General features: G+C 65.8%; 10 protein-coding genes. 6 read left to right on the top strand and 4 right to left on the bottom strand.

The window, feature by feature from the left end:
* The first annotated feature begins 124 nt into the window (after window positions 1-124).
* Window positions 125-991 carry a LysR family transcriptional regulator AmpR gene (gene ampR, locus RTY46_RS02610; RefSeq protein WP_200751223.1) on the top strand — a complete coding sequence of 289 codons (867 nt, stop codon included), beginning with the start codon at window positions 125-127 and terminating at the stop codon, window positions 989-991.
* Window positions 992-1,025: 34 nt separating this feature from the next.
* Here ampR and RTY46_RS02605 read toward each other — a convergent pair whose 3' ends face one another.
* Window positions 1,026-2,891: an ABC-F family ATP-binding cassette domain-containing protein gene (locus tag RTY46_RS02605; protein ID WP_312706535.1), complete on the bottom strand. Its 1,866-nt coding sequence runs from the start codon at window positions 2,889-2,891 to the stop codon at window positions 1,026-1,028.
* A 337-nt stretch (window positions 2,892-3,228) separates the two neighbouring features.
* On the opposite strand from RTY46_RS02605, the gene RTY46_RS02600 reads away from it, so the two are divergent.
* Together RTY46_RS02600 and ybaL are read left to right on the top strand one after the other, a co-directional pair.
* Complete coding sequence (locus RTY46_RS02600; protein WP_312706534.1) at window positions 3,229-5,616, top strand: TonB-dependent receptor; 2,388 nt, start codon at window positions 3,229-3,231, stop codon at window positions 5,614-5,616.
* A gap of 171 nt (window positions 5,617-5,787) precedes the next feature.
* Entirely contained in the window at window positions 5,788-7,485 is a 1,698-nt protein-coding gene (ybaL, locus tag RTY46_RS02595; protein WP_312706533.1) for a YbaL family putative K(+) efflux transporter, read from the top strand.
* Window positions 7,486-7,686: 201 nt separating this feature from the next.
* Here ybaL and RTY46_RS02590 read toward each other — a convergent pair whose 3' ends face one another.
* Window positions 7,687-8,973, bottom strand: coding sequence for an aminotransferase class V-fold PLP-dependent enzyme (locus RTY46_RS02590; protein WP_312706532.1), 1,287 nt, complete (start codon window positions 8,971-8,973; stop codon window positions 7,687-7,689).
* A 90-nt stretch (window positions 8,974-9,063) separates the two neighbouring features.
* On the bottom strand, window positions 9,064-9,624 hold the full coding sequence (locus RTY46_RS02585) for a hypothetical protein (protein ID WP_312706531.1): 561 nt from the start codon (window positions 9,622-9,624) through the stop codon (window positions 9,064-9,066).
* A gap of 404 nt (window positions 9,625-10,028) precedes the next feature.
* Here RTY46_RS02585 and RTY46_RS02580 point away from each other — a divergent pair, with 404 nt between their 5' ends.
* The 3 genes from RTY46_RS02580 to RTY46_RS02570 are packed head-to-tail and all read left to right on the top strand — an operon-like array spanning window position 10,029 to window position 12,514.
* Window positions 10,029-10,685, top strand: a complete 657-nt coding sequence (locus RTY46_RS02580; RefSeq protein WP_312706530.1) for a hypothetical protein — start codon at window positions 10,029-10,031, stop codon at window positions 10,683-10,685.
* On the top strand, window positions 10,682-11,920 hold the full coding sequence (locus tag RTY46_RS02575) for a hemolysin (protein WP_312706529.1): 1,239 nt from the start codon (window positions 10,682-10,684) through the stop codon (window positions 11,918-11,920). Before RTY46_RS02580 ends, RTY46_RS02575 begins: the two co-directional genes overlap by 4 nt.
* Before the next feature lie 18 nt (window positions 11,921-11,938).
* Window positions 11,939-12,514, top strand: a complete 576-nt coding sequence (locus tag RTY46_RS02570) for a hypothetical protein (protein ID WP_312706528.1) — start codon at window positions 11,939-11,941, stop codon at window positions 12,512-12,514.
* Window positions 12,515-12,535: 21 nt separating this feature from the next.
* Here RTY46_RS02570 and clpB read toward each other — a convergent pair whose 3' ends face one another.
* A complete protein-coding gene (gene clpB / locus RTY46_RS02565) occupies window positions 12,536-15,121 on the bottom strand; it encodes an ATP-dependent chaperone ClpB (RefSeq protein WP_312706527.1) in 2,586 nt (861 codons plus the stop codon).
* Window positions 15,122-15,194: the final 73 nt, after the last annotated feature.

Below are 15,194 nucleotides of genomic sequence, written 5' to 3'. Positions count from 1 at the left end.
GACGCATCCGCAGGATTCTGGAAAGACATGAATTTTTATTGTGTCTCATGCAAGAAAAGCCCCATGTATTGCACATGACGCCCGCATTGCTAGGATCAGCCATCACCCCTGCTCACACCTGCGCATGCTGCACCCCACCCTGCCGCTCAATGCCCTACGCGCCTTCGAAGCCGCCGCACGGCACCAGAACTTCACCCGCGCGGCCCTGGAGCTGTGCGTCAGCCAGGCCGCGCTCAGCCACCAGATCCGCGGGCTGGAAGACCGGCTGGGCATCCGCCTGTTCCACCGCCTGCCGCGCGGGGTGGCCCTCACCGACGAGGGCGCGGCGCTGTTCCCGGTGCTCAATGAATCCTTCGAACGCATCTCAGCCAGCATCGCCCGCTACACCGGCGGCCCGGCGCGGGAAGTGCTGACCCTGGGCGTGGTCGGCACTTTCGCCACCGGCTGGCTGCTGCCGCGGCTGGCGGCGTTCGAAGCGGCGCACCCGGATATCGAGCTGCGCCTTCAGACCCACAACAACCGCATCGATCTGGCCGGCGAAGGGCTGGACCTGGCGATCCGCTTCGGCGACGGCGACTGGCAGGGCCAGGCGTGCACGGCGATCCTCGATGCGCCGTTCGCGCCCTTGTGCGCACCGGCGCTGGCGCGACGGCTGAAGCAGCCGCGCGACCTGGGAACGGTGCCGCTGCTGCGCTCCTACCGCAGCGACGAATGGCCGCGCTGGCTGCAGACGGCCGGAGTGAGCGGCGTAGAAGCGCGTGGGCCAGTGTTCGATTCGTCGTTGACCGTGGCGATGGCCGCGGCCGGTGGCGCCGGCGTCGCCCTGCTGCCGCTGCGCATGTTTGAGCAGGAACTGGCCGAAGGCCGCCTGCTGCAGCCGTTCACGACCACGCTGGAACTGGGCCGCTACTGGCTGACCCGGCTGCGCTCACGCGCCGAGCGTGAACCGGCCCGCCGCTTCCGCGAGTGGCTGCAGGCGCAGGGCGGGTAACCTCGCCGGGCATGGCCCGGCGCTACCGTTGCAATCAGGATTCCAGCAGCTCCATCCACGCCGCTTCGGCTTTTTCCAGCTGCGCGGCGGTGGTCTCGCGCTCGCGGCCCAACACCGCCATGCGGGTGGCATCGGCGTAGTTGGCCGGGTCGGCCAGCTGGCGGTCCAGTTCGGCCAGGCTGCCTTCCAGCTCGGCCACCTTGGCTTCGGCGCTGGCCAGCTTGTGCGGGTTCGCCGGCTTCTTCTGCACCACCTGCGCCACCGGTGCGGTCTTGACCACCACCGGCTCTTCCACCTGCTCCATGCGCGCCTTGGTGCCCTGCGCCTGCGGGCGGGTGCGCAGCCAGGCGGCGTAGGCATCCAGGTCGCCATCGAACGGCTCGACCACACCGTCGGCCACGCGCCAGTAGGTATCGCAGACCAAACCGATCAGATGGCGGTCATGCGACACCATCACGATCGCGCCCTCGAAGGTGGCCAGTGCTTCGGCCAGCGCTTCGCGCATTTCCAGATCCAGGTGGTTGGTCGGTTCGTCCAGCAGCAGCACGTTCGGCTGCTGCCAGGCGATCAGCGCCAGCGCCAGGCGCGCGCGCTCGCCACCAGAGAAACCATCCACCGGCTCGAACGCGCGGTCACCGGGGAAGTTCCACTTGCCGAGAAAATCGCGGAAGGCCTGGTTCGGCGCGTCCGGGGCGATCTCGCGGAAATGCTCGATCGGCGACTGCCCTTCATGCAGCGACTCCACCGTGTGCTGGGCGAAGTAGCCGATGCGCAGGTCCGGGTGCGCCGAGCGCTCGCCGGCAATCGGCTTCAGCTCGCCCACCAGGGTCTTCACCAGGGTGGTCTTGCCGGCGCCGTTAGGGCCCAGCAGGCCGATGCGCTGGCCCGCTTCCAGGCCGAAGCCCACGTTGTTGAGGATCACCGCGTCGCTGCCGTAACCGGCCTCGACGTGGTTCAGGCGGATCAGCGAGAACGGCAGCTTGGCCGGCGGTGCGAACTCGATGCGGAACTCGCGTTCGGCGCGCACCGCTTCGGTACCGGCCAGCTTGGCCAGGCGCTTCATGCGGCTCTGCGCCTGCGCGGCCTTGCTGGCCTGCGCCTTGAAGCGGTCGATGAAGCTCTGCAGGTGGGCGCGCTCGGCCTGTTCCTTCTCGTGCGCGATCTGCTGCTGGCGCAGCTGTTCGGCACGCTGGCGCTCGAAGTCGGTGTAGCCGCCGGGGTACAGCTTGGCCCCGCCACCATGCAGGTGCAGGGTGTGGGTGGCCACGTTGTCCAGGAACTCGCGGTCGTGCGAGATCAGCAACAGGGTGCCCGGATACTTCAGCAGCCACTGTTCCAGCCAGTACACCGCGTCCAGATCCAGGTGGTTGGTCGGTTCGTCCAGCAGCAGCAGGTCGCTGGGCATCATCAGCGCGCGCGCCAGGTTCAGGCGCACGCGCCAGCCGCCGGAGAACGAGGACACCGCGCGGTGGTGGGTCTCGGCCGGGAAGCCCAGGCCGTGCAGCAGCTTGCCGGCACGCGCTTCGGCGTCGTAGGCATTCAGTTCGGCCATGCGCGTATGCGCCTCGGCCACCGCCTCCCAGTCCTCGCGCGCGGTGGCATCGGCCTCGGCGGCCAGCACCGCAGCCACTTCGGTATCGCCGCCCAGCACGAAGCTCAGCGCCGGGTCGGGCAGCGACGGGGTTTCCTGGGCCACGCTGGCGATGCGCACCTTGCCGGGCAGGTCCACATCGCCCTTGTCGGCCTCCAGCTCGCCCTTCACCGCGGCAAACAGGCTGGACTTGCCGGCACCGTTACGGCCGACCACACCCACCCGGTAACCGGCGTGCAGGGTCAGGTCCACGTTGGACAACAGCAGCCGCTCGCCGCGGCGCAAGGCGAAATTACGAAGCGAAATCATGGGGGAAGGCGTCCATATAACCGAATGGAATGTGCTGGTGAGCACTGTTCCTGCGACGCAATTCTAGCGTTAACGAATACTTGACGCGCCCCGGGATGCGCGGTGGCAGGCCCACTCTCTCCCGCGTCGGCCCCGCGCAGCCCCCGGCCCCCTCCCCCGCTTCACTGCCCGTCAAAGCTAAATGGTTGCCACGGCAACAATTTTTCCTGTTACCACCATTTGACAGGCACTGAATATCCCGTTAATTCCTGCATTGCGCACCGCAACAACCGTCGTCCGCCTCACCCCAGTGATGTCGATTCCGGTGCCCGCCCCCGCCAACCGGAGCCCCCTCCCGATGACCCGCAAGACCAGCCTGATCGCCGCCGCCGTCGCTGTCGCCCTCGGTGGATCCTCCTTCGCCGCCGTAGCCCAGCAGGCCGGCACCGCCGCCAACACCCTGGACACGGTGATCGTCACCGGTACCCGCGTGGCTGACCGCACCGTGGCCGAATCGCAGTCGCCGATCGACATCATCACCCCCGAAGTGCTGCAGTCCACCGGCAGCAGCGAACTGGCCACGGCGCTGTCGCGCGCCCTGCCCTCGCTGAACTTCCCGCGCCCGGCCCTGACCGACGGCACCAGCGGCGTGCGCCCGGCGCAGCTGCGCGGCCTGTCGCCCGACCAGGTGCTGGTGCTGGTGAACGGCAAGCGCCGCCACACCTCAGCCATGATCAACGTCAACGGCACCATCGGTCGCGGCTCGTCGGCGGTGGACATCAACGCCATTCCGATCGCCGCCATCGAGCGCGTGGAAGTGCTGCGCGACGGCGCCTCGGCGCAGTACGGTTCGGACGCCATCGCCGGTGTCATCAACATCGTGCTGAAGGGCAGTGGCAGCGGCGGCAGCCTGGCGGTCGATTACGGCCAGTACTCGGCCGGTGACGGCAACAAGTACCAGCTGTCCGGCGATACCGGCGTGGAATTCGCCGGCGGTCGCGGTCGCGTGCACGTGGCTGGCCAGATCAGCCAGCAGGATGAAAGCAACCGCGCCGGCCCGTACCGCGGCACCACCCCCAACACGGTGAACTACCCCTCCGTCGGCGAGACCACCTTCGTGGTGGGCGACCCAAAGGTGGACGCCACCGCCGTGTCGGCCAACGCCAGCTTCGATTTCAGCGACCACGTCACCGGCTACGCCAACGCGATCCTCAGCAACCGCGACATCACCTCGTTCGCGTTCTACCGCTCGCGCAACCACAACGGCCAGACCGCGCTGCTGGCGCAGGTCTACCCGGACGGCTTCGTGCCGGAGATCAACCAGTACTCCAAGGACCGCTCGGTGGTGGCCGGGGTGAAGGGCAACACCGACAGCGGCTGGACCTGGGACCTGAGCCTGAACCACGGCGAGAACACCCTGGATTTCCACACCCGCAACAGCATCAACTACAGCCTCGGTGCGACCAGCCCGCGCTCGTTCTACGACGGCACGCTGAAGTACCAGCAGGACGTGTTCAACGCCGACATCACCAAGTCGCTGGACTGGGGCCTGGCCTATCCGGTCACCCTCTCCTTCGGCGGTGAATACCGCAAGGAAAAGTGGGACCAGAACCCGGGCGAGCTGAACTCGTACACCGGCAGCGGCGCGCAGGGCTTTGGCGGCTTCACCCCCACCAATGAAGTGCATGCCGACCGCCACAACTACGCGGTCTACGCCGGCCTGGAAGCGGACCTGACCGAGAAGTTCTCGGCCGGCATCACCGGTCGCTACGAGGATTATTCGGACTTCGGCGACCGCTTCTCGGGCAAGCTGTCGGCACGCTACGCCTTCACCGACAAGGTCGCGCTGCGCGCCACCGCCTCCAGCGGCTTCCGCGCACCGTCGCTGGCCCAGCAGGGCTACCAGGCCGTCACCAGCCAGTTCACCAACGGCGTGTTCGTCGAACGCGGCACCTTCCCGACCACCAGCGCGGCCGCGCAGGCACTGGGCGCTTCGCCGCTGAAGGCCGAAACCTCCACCAGCTACAGCGTGGGCCTGGTGCTGCAGCCGGTGGACCGCCTGTACGTGACCGTCGATGCGTACCAGATCGACATTGATGACCGCATCGCGCTGTCCTCCAGCATCACCACCAACACCGCCACCAGCAACCTGCTGGCCGGGCTGGGGCTGCCGCAGGTCACCGCGTTCTCGTACTTCACCAACGGCCTGGATACCCGCACCCGCGGCGTGGACTTCGTGTCCAGCTACACCATTCCGTTCAGCGCCAGCAGCCTGGAACTGACCGCGGCCTACAGCTACAACGACACCGAAGTGCGTCGCGTGGGCGGCACCCCGGCGGTGTTCAGCACGCTGGGCCTGACCCAGTCGCTGATCGGCCGCGATGAGATCGGCCGCATCGAAGACAGCTTCCCGCGCGACAAGACCATTGTCAGCGGCACCTGGCGTTCGGACCACTGGGAACTGGGCCTGGCGGCCACCCGCTACGGCGAATTCACCGTGCGCAATTCCGCCACCGCCCTGCGTGACCAGACCTACGGCGACAAGTGGGTGCTGGACGCCTCGGTCAGCTACAAGCCGAGCAGCAACTGGACCCTGACCGTGGGCGCCGACAACCTGCTGGACGAGTACCCGGACCGCACCGAAGACCTGCAGAACTCGACCTTCGGCATGCTGCCCTACAGCAACTACTCGCCGTTCGGCTTCAATGGCGCGTATGTGTACGGCCGCATCAAGTACAACTGGTAAGCAATAACGGTAGCGCCGGGCCCTGCCCGGCGGTGCTGACGCGGGGTCAGATCCCTTTTCGCCAGAAAAGGGCTCTGACCCCGGTCGCGTTACCCCGTTCGCATTTTCGGTTTGCCGTATGTGGCCGCATCGGTGAAAATCGGGGCATCCCCCGATTACCTGCGAGTGCCGATGCACCATGACACCGACCTGATCAACATCGTGGCCGTTGGCCTGGGGCTCGCCTTCATCTTCGGTGCCCTGGCCAACAAGCTGCGTTTGTCGCCTCTGGTCGGCTACCTGGTCGCTGGCATCTGCGTCGGTCCCTTCACCCCCGGCTTCGTGGCCGACCAGGCGCTGGCCAACCAGCTGGCCGAACTGGGCGTGATGCTGCTGATGTTCGGCGTCGGCCTGCACTTCTCGCTGAAAGACCTGATGGCGGTCAAGGCCATCGCCATTCCCGGCGCCATCGGCCAGATTGCCGTGGCCACCCTGCTCGGCTGGGGCGTGGCCTGGCTGATGGGCTGGCCCGCGCTGCACGGGGTCATCTTCGGCTTCTCGTTGGCCACCGCCAGTACCGTGGTGCTGCTGCGTGCCATGGAAGAGCGGCGCCTGCTGGAAACCATGCGCGGCAAGATCGCCGTCGGCTGGCTGATCGTGGAAGACCTGGCCTGTGTACTGGCACTGGTGATGATGCCGGTGCTGGCAGGTGTATTTGGCCCCGATGCATCCAAGGAAACCCACACCGTGGGCAGCGTGCTGGCCGATATCGGCTGGACGTTCGTGCAGCTGGGGCTGTTCGTGGCGGTGATGCTGGTGGTCGGCCGCCGGGTCATTCCGTGGATTCTGGAACGCATTGCCGGCACCGGTTCGCGCGAACTGTTCACGCTGTCGGTGCTGGCCATCGCGCTGGGCGTGGCGTTCGGATCGGCCATGCTGTTCGGCGTGTCCTTCGCGCTGGGCGCCTTCTTCGCCGGCATGCTGCTCAACGAATCCGAGCTGAGCCACAAGGCAGCGCATGATTCGCTGCCGCTGCGCGATGCCTTCGCGGTGCTGTTCTTCGTCTCGGTGGGCATGCTGTTCGACCCCAACATCATCGTGCAGCACCCGTGGCAGGTGCTGGCGACGGTGGCCATCATCATGTTCGGCAAGTCGGCGGCGGCCTTCTTCATCGTGCGCGCCTTCGGCCACCCCACCAGCACCGCGCTGACCATCTCGGCCAGCCTCGCGCAGATCGGCGAATTCGCCTTCATCATCGCCGGCCTGGGCGTGGCACTGCAGATCCTGCCCAAGGAAGGCCAGTCGCTGGTGCTGGCCGGTGCGCTGGTGTCGATCATGCTGAACCCGCTGGTGTTCGGCCTGCTGGACCGCTGGCAGGCCAAGCAGGAACAGCTGCCGCAGGCACCGGAGCCGGAGGAGGCCATCGGCCCTTCGCGCGACCTGCATGACCACGCCATCGTGATCGGCTACGGCCGGGTGGGCAGCGAACTGGCGCAGGTACTGCGTGACCGCGGCGTGCCGGTGCTGGTGATCGATGACAACAAGGAACACGTCGAGCAGGCCCATGCCAAGGGCCTGGCGGCGATCCGCGGCAGTGCGGCCGCCGATCGGGTACTGGCCGAGGCCCATCCCGAGCGCGCCAAGATCGCGGTGCTGGCCATTCCGCAGCCGCTGGAAGCCGGTGAAGCGCTGGCCAAGCTGCGCGCCATCAATCCCGACCTGACCCTGCTGGCACGGGCGCACAGCGATGCCGAAGTAAAGCATCTGCTGGAACACGGCGCCGACGGCACGGTCATGGCCGAGCGCGAGCTGGCCTATTCGCTGGCGGAAATGATCATGTCCACGCCGCCGTACCGGACCCTGGGGCAGAACAGCATCCCGGTGGTGTAAGGGGTGTGGGCAGGTGTCGACCCTGGTCGACACGGTGGCGCAAGGGGTCAGATCCCGCAAACATTAAAATCCCCGGCGGGCCCGCACCCGCCGGGGATCTGCATTGCCACGTTTGCCACGCCTTGGAGAGGCAGCTCCACCGTAGCGCATCGCGCGGCCGGCGGTGATGGCCGCTGGCGATGACGACCAAGCCTTCGGCTATCAGGCGCTGGCCAGCGCCTGCTGCAGATCGGCCTGCAGGTCGCCGATATGCTCGATGCCGATCGACAGGCGCACGGTGTCCTCGCTCACCCCGGCCCGGGCCAGTTCCGCAGCATCCAGTTGGCGATGGGTAGTCGAGGCGGGGTGGGTGGCCAGCGACTTCGCATCGCCCAGGTTCACCAGCCGGGTGAACAGCTTCAGCGCATCCAGGAAGCGCGCCCCTGTCGCGCGACCACCAGGCAGGCCGAAGGTCAGCACCCCCGAACCGTGCCCGCCCAGATAGCGCTGCGCGGCGGCGTGTTCAGCGTCGTCGGGCAGACCGGCATAGCGCACCCAGGCCACCTTGGGGTGCGTCTTCAGGAACGTCGCCACCGCCAGCGCGTTGGCGTTGATGCGCTCCATGCGCAGCGCCAGCGTTTCAATGCCCTGCAGGATCAGGAAGGCGTTGAACGGCGACAGCGCGGCGCCGGTGTTGCGCAATGGCACCACCCGCGCCCGCCCGATATAGGCCGCCGCCCCGAGCGCCTCGGTGTAGACCACCCCGTGGTAACTGGGATCGGGTTGGTTCAGCCGTGGAAAACGCTGCGCGTGCGCGGCCCAGTCGAATCGCCCCGAATCGATGATCGCCCCGCCCAGGCTGTTGCCATGACCGCCCAGGTACTTGGTCAGCGAATGCACCACGATGTCGGCACCGTGCTCGAACGGGCGCAGCAGGAACGGCGTGGCCACGGTGTTGTCGACGATCAGCGGCACGCCAGCGGCATGCGCGACCTCGGCAATCGCCGCGATGTCGGTGACATTGCCGCGCGGGTTGCCGATGGATTCGACAAACACCGCCTTGGTGCGCGCGTCGATCAGTGCGGCGAATGTGGCCGGATCAGCCGGGTCGGCGAAACGCGCCTGGATGCCATACTGCGGCAGGGTATGCGCCAGCAGGTTCAGGCTGCCACCGTAAAGCGCACTGGCCGCCACAATGTTGTCGCCTGCCTCGGCAATGGTCTGGATGGCGTAGGTGATCGCGGCCTGCCCCGACGCCAGGGCCAGCGCGCCAATGCCCCCCTCCAGCGCGGCCAGGCGCTGCTCCAGCACATCGGTGGTGGGGTTCATGATGCGCGTGTAGATGTTGCCTGGCACCTTCAGGTCGAACAGGTCTGCGCCGTGCTGGGTGTCATCGAAGGCATAGGCCACCGTCTGATAGATCGGCACCGCCACGGCGCGCGTGGTCGGGTCGGGGCGGTAGCCGCCATGCACGGCCAGGGTTTCCAGTTGCCACTGCGGATCGCTCATTGCACACGCTCCAGACGGGAAACCGCCACCATAGGGCAGCGGTCCCGCCTCGCTCAGAGCGCTTGGCGATAACGCCCGTACCGTCGGCTATCAGCGCGCAGCGGGCGAACAGGCAGGGGCCTGCCCATTGCCGCACAGGCTCACGTCGCGCAGCCAGCTGACCCAGGTCACCACATCATCGCGGCCGGGTTCGGACCGGAAGGCCTTCTGCACGGTGTAGAAGCCCTGCAGCCCCTGGATTCCCTTGATCCAGGTGTATTCCGGTTTGCCGGTACCGGGATTGAGCGGGCAACCGAGCATCAGCACCGCGAAGGGGCGCCCCTCCTCCTCACCCTCGCGCACCCAGTGCGCCTGTGCATCGGGGCAAGCCGCTTTCCAACCAGCCTCCATGAAGCCCAGGAACTCACGCGGGCTGACGCTGGCGGAGTTGGGGGCGGTGTTGACGGTGATCATATCGGTCCAGTTCTGCACGGTCTGGCCCTTCGGGACGTACTCGTCGATGCGGTTGCCCTGTGGATCGACGGCATCGTAGGCATGCACGTAGCCAGGCATGGACGGCAGGCGGGCCTGCTCGCCGCTGGCGGCCAGGGCAGCTGCCGGGGCCAACAGCGCAGCCAGGGCGAGATGCAACAAGGTGATTCGGGACGTCATGGATGGAACTCCTTCTCCAGAAAAATGAAACCGCGTGTCCGCCGGGGCCGGGGACGCCCATAGCATTACGCGGATTCTCCCCGCCGCGCCAGATTGGGCATGTGAAATCGCTGGCCGGTCGCACATTTCCCCGCGGACCAGAGGCAGCGCGCACGGCATGCTGATGGGTCTTCGGCGGCCGGGACAGCAGTTCTGCGCCGTGCGCGACAGCCCTGCGAGTGCAACCCGGTTCGGCACATGTTCCAGCCGGTGACGCGATCTGCAGAAACGGGGCGACCTGATCGCGGGAACCCAGCGCACAAACCGGGATCCTCATCACAGCTATTGAGTTTGGACTGGATGGATCTGAAAACCCCGGATCCGCAGTCGTACTGTGCGGATACTCAAGGATGCGGGACCGACAGATGAAGGAACTCGTTGCTGCCCCATGCGGCGCGCGCGTGGCTAGCCGCGCACTGTATTCGTTGATCCTGGCCCTGCCGCTGCTGAGCGCATGCGGAAGCAGGGAGCGCGCGCCGCCGCCGTATGAAGCCAACCCTTCGCCGAAGGAGGCGTATGAGGTTGTGGTTACTACGCATGATGCGCCGAAGGACATGTTCCTGTCAGACGCAGCCGTCGGGTACATCGTCGCGAACAGCGATTGCTTGCCTCCCATCGACAACTTCGAGGGTGTCAGCTACGGAATCGAGAAGCACCTCGTCAGGATTTCCCTCAGGAGAATTTCACCGAACCAGTACGTCGGGAAATATTTCCGCGACGCAATAGCTGAAAAAAACTACTTTGGCCGTGGAGTCTGCTCGTGGGAAGTCCAGTACGTGAGTGCAAGCCTCATGACCCACAGCACTGAATCATTCACATACTTTCCCATCAGCACAACGCCGAAAACGCGTTCTGCCACACGCTATAGCCGAAAAGAGATAAGTCCGTTGCTTGATGACGGCGGAATCTATCCTGACAGTGCTTTGTCCGAGACAAGATTTGAGGCAACCATCCCCGAATCGAACAGGAGTGATTTCTTCTCGTACAACATTTCACTTGTCACAAGGAACGATGAAGAATGAACTCACGCATCTACGCTGGCTTGGCCGATGCAGCTTACGAAGCCCCGACGTTGGACAGCAAGGGCGACGTCAAGCGCATTCACATCGACGATCAGCAATTCGAACCAGTCGCGCACATGGACAGACCCAGCGGCTACCAGGGAACGATCTTCCGGGACGTCAAGACCGGCGACTACGTAGTCGCTCACCGCGGCACCGAATTTGACCGTGAACCACTGAAGGATGGCGTCGTGGATCTCGGCATGGTCTCGCTGCGGTTCAACGCCCAACTGAAGGATGCCCTGGAGCTCACGCGGCAGGCCAAGGACATGGCCGAACGCGATGGCACCAGACTCTCCGTAACCGGCCACTCGCTCGGTGCAAGCATGGCGCAAGTCACTTGCCATCATTACAACCTTCCAGGCGAGGCCTTCAACGCGTATGGCGCAGCCAGCCTGGGCTATCGCATCCCCAGTGGCCAGCCTGCGAATGCGGCCCGGTTCGTCAACCATGTCACCGCCGGCGACCTGGTCAGCGCCGCAGGCACGCATTACGGCAGCGTCGAGATGTATGCCGCGCCTGGGGACCTCACCCTGTTCCGCAATGCGGAACTCGCTACCTACCTGGCCGGCGGAATGGGCGGCGCAAGTGCCAACGCACTGCCCACGTTCCTTCTGTCCGATTCGCACCGGATGAAGCACTTTCTCGATCGCGTCGAGAATGGCGTGCAGATCAAGTCTGTGCTGGATGACCCTTCTGCGCGCATCACAGATCCCGAAGATCAGCGCAGGGTCGATACCTATCGATCAAACATCCACCATTTCCGCGCCGCCACGACGTTCATTACCCGTGGCGGACCCGGCCTGGCGCAGGACATCGTAAACAAGCTCCGCGGCCCGGATGAACCGGGCGCCTACGCCGAACGCCAGGCCGAGGCAGCCAGGCTCGCCGCATATCCCTTCAATCCGGCCGAGCACCGAAATGCGCCGGGCTTTCATGGCGGACCGCTACGCGAACATCCAGAGTTCCAGACGGCATCCCCTCTGGGCCAGCGCTTGAACGAACTGCTCGACGCAGACCCCGACCGCTTCAGGGTTTTGAATCAGCAGATGTCCACGCGGCAGGCGGGCCAGACACTGGATCAGCAGACGCGCAATCAGGTGAACGCGGAAGATGCCGCCCGCGAGCAAGCGCAGGATCAGCTTCGCCAGCAGAACGTGCAGCAGGACACGCAGGCAGCCGCCATGCGTCGTTGACGGAGTGGAGACAGGCTCATGGATGAACGCGAACTGGAAGATCTGATCAGCCGGACCGCCCTGCTGATGGAGCGCTACCAGCGGATGTGCGCGGAAATGGCTGGGCAGCAGTCACGTCTGTCGGCCGCGCTGAACGGCCTGGCGCAGGCGCTGCCCGGGCAGTTCCGTGCCAGCGCCGACAGCGCCATTGCAGGACTGACGCGCGAGGGAGCCGCCGTGGTGAAACACGCGCTGCTAGCACCCGTGGGCGCCTACGAACAGCAGTTGGCAGCCTCGGCCACGCGCCTGGGCCACAGCGCCGAGGCACTGGCAGCGGAAGTGACGCGCCTGAAACTCGCCTCGCGCGGCGTTATCTGGAAGAGCGTGGCCACGGCCGCAGCTGCCATGGCGATCCTGCTGGGCGGTGCCACGTGGCTGGGCGGCAGGTACCGCGCCGAGATCGAGCGCAACCAGGTCGAGGCCCAGCTGCTGCGCGCCTACAATCGCGCCGACGTGGTGCTGTGTGGCAAGGAGCAGCTGTGTGCCAACGTCCATACCCGTGGCAGCGGCGTTGGCGAGAACGGGCGCTACCGGCCGGTACGTCCCCGCCCGTAGGCGGGGACCGGCACAACCGAATCAGGCCTTGGCAAACACCAGCTGGCCGCCGTCGTTGCCCACCTCGATGGTATCGCCATTGGCAAACGCACCGGACAGGATCTTCTGCGCCAATGGGTTTTCCAGCTGCGCCTGGATCGCGCGCTTCAGCGGGCGAGCGCCATATACCGGGTCGAAGCCCACATTGCCGAGCAGGTCGAATGCGGCATCGGACACGACCAGCTTCAGCCCGCGCTCGGCCAGACGCTTTTCCAGCCCGCGCATCTGGATGCGCGCGATCTGCTTGATCTGCTGCTTGTCCAGCGGGTGGAAGACCACGATGTCGTCCAGCCGGTTGATGAATTCCGGGCGGAAGTGCGCCTGCACCACGCCCATCACCGCGGCCTTCATCTGCGTGTAGGCCTCCGGGCTGTCGTCACCGCTCATGTCCTGGATCTGGTGCGAGCCCAGGTTCGAGGTCATCACGATGACGGTGTTGCGGAAGTCCACGGTGCGCCCCTGGCCGTCGGTCAGGCGACCATCGTCCAGCACCTGCAGCAGGATGTTGAACACATCGGTGTGCGCCTTCTCCACTTCGTCCAGCAGGATCAGCGAGTACGGACGACGGCGCACGGCCTCAGTCAGATAGCCGCCCTCTTCATAGCCCACGTAGCCCGGAGGCGCACCGATCAGGCGTGCCACGCTGTGCTTCTCCATGAACTCGCTCATGTCGATGCGGATCATCGCGTCGGCACTGTCGAACAGGAACTCGGCCAATGACTTGCACAGCTCGGTCTTGCCCACGCCGGTCGGGCCCAGGAACAGGAACGAGCCTGCCGGCCGGTTCGGGTCGGACAGCCCGGCACGCGAGCGGCGCACGGCATCGGAAACGACCTTGATCGCTTCTTCCTGGCCGACCACGCGGTTGTGCAGCACTTCTTCCATGCGCAGCAGCTTGTCGCGCTCGCCTTCCAGCATCTTGTTCACCGGAATGCCGGTCCAGCGCGAAACCACCTCGGCGATTTCTTCGTCGGTCACCCGGTCCTGCACCAGCTTGAAGTCGTTGCTCTCGGCTTCCTGGGCAGCGGCCAGCTGCTTTTCCAGCTGCGGCAGCACCCCGTACTGGATTTCGCTCATGCGGGCGAAATCCTGGCGGCGCTGCGCGGCTTCCAGGTCCAGCTTCGCCTGCTCGACCTGTTCCTTGATCTTGGTTGCGCCCTGCAGCGCAGCCTTCTCTGACTTCCAGATTTCATTGAGGTCGGAGAACTCGCGCTCCAGGCCCTCGATGTCATTTTCCAGATCAGCCAGGCGCTGCCGCGAGGCATCGTCCTTTTCCTTCTTCAGCATCTCGCGCTGGATCTTCAGCTGGATCACCCGGCGTTCCAGGCGATCCAGTTCCTCCGGCTTGGAGTCGATCTCCATGCGCAGGCGCGAGGCGGCCTCGTCCATCAGATCGATGGCCTTGTCGGGCAACTGGCGATCGGTGATGTAGCGGTTGGACAGCGTCGCTGCCGCCACGATGGCCGGATCGGTAATCTCCACGCCATGGTGCACGGCGTACTTTTCCTTCAGTCCGCGCAGGATCGCGATGGTGTCTTCCACCGACGGCTCACCCACGAACACCTTCTGGAAGCGGCGCTCCAGTGCGGCATCCTTCTCGATGTACTTGCGATATTCATCCAGCGTGGTGGCGCCCACGCAATGCAGCTCGCCGCGGGCCAGCGCGGGCTTAAGCATGTTGCCGGCGTCCATCGCGCCGTCGGCCTTGCCAGCGCCGACCATGGTGTGCAGCTCGTCGATGAACAGGATGATCTGCCCTTCGCTCTTGGCCAGATCATTGAGTACGCCCTTCAGACGCTCCTCGAATTCACCACGGAACTTGGCACCGGCAATCAGCGCGCCCATGTCCAGCGACAGCACGCGCTTGCCACGCAGCCCCTCGGGCACCTCGTCGTTCACAATGCGCTGGGCCAGCCCTTCGACGATCGCGGTCTTGCCCACGCCGGGTTCGCCAATCAGCACCGGGTTGTTCTTGGTGCGGCGCTGCAGGACCTGGATGGTGCGCCGGATTTCTTCATCGCGGCCGATCACCGGGTCCAGCTTGCCGCTCTCGGCGCGCGCGGTCAGGTCGATGGTGTACTTTTCCAGCGCCTGACGCTGCTCTTCGGCATTTTCCGACTGCACGCTCTCGCCGCCACGCAGCGTGTCGATGGCGGCCTGCAGGCGCGTCTTGTCGGCGCCGGCGGCGCGCAGCGCCATGCCCAGCGTGCCGCCGTCTTCCAGCGCGGCCAGCACGAACCATTCGCTGGCGATGAACGCATCGCCATTCTGCTGGGCCAGCTTGTCGGTGTGGTTCAGCAGGCGCCCCAGGTCATTGCCCAGCGACACGTTGCCGGCCTGCCCGGATACCTTCGGCAGTGCATCCAGCGCCTCGGCCAGGCGCTCGCGCAGCACCGGCACATTCACCCCGGCCTGGGCCAGCAGCGGGCGCGTACTGCCGCCCTGCTGGTCCAGCAGTGCGCTGAACAGGTGAATCGGTTCGATGATGCTGTTGTCGCGGCCCACGGCCAGCGACTGTGCGTCTGCCAGCGCCTGCTGGAAACGCGAGGTGAGCTTGTCCATCCGCATTGCGAATCCTCATCGGTTACAGAGCCGGCCCGCGCCGGCGATGCAGGGAAGATGCGGTTGCGCCGTCCCGTTT

This window comes from Stenotrophomonas sp., from assembly GCF_032056425.1.
In the GTDB taxonomy this organism is placed as follows: Bacteria; Pseudomonadota; Gammaproteobacteria; order Xanthomonadales; family Xanthomonadaceae; genus Stenotrophomonas.
The sequence above is the reverse complement of the archived record's forward strand: the minus strand, read 5'-3'. Positions and strand labels throughout refer to the sequence as shown.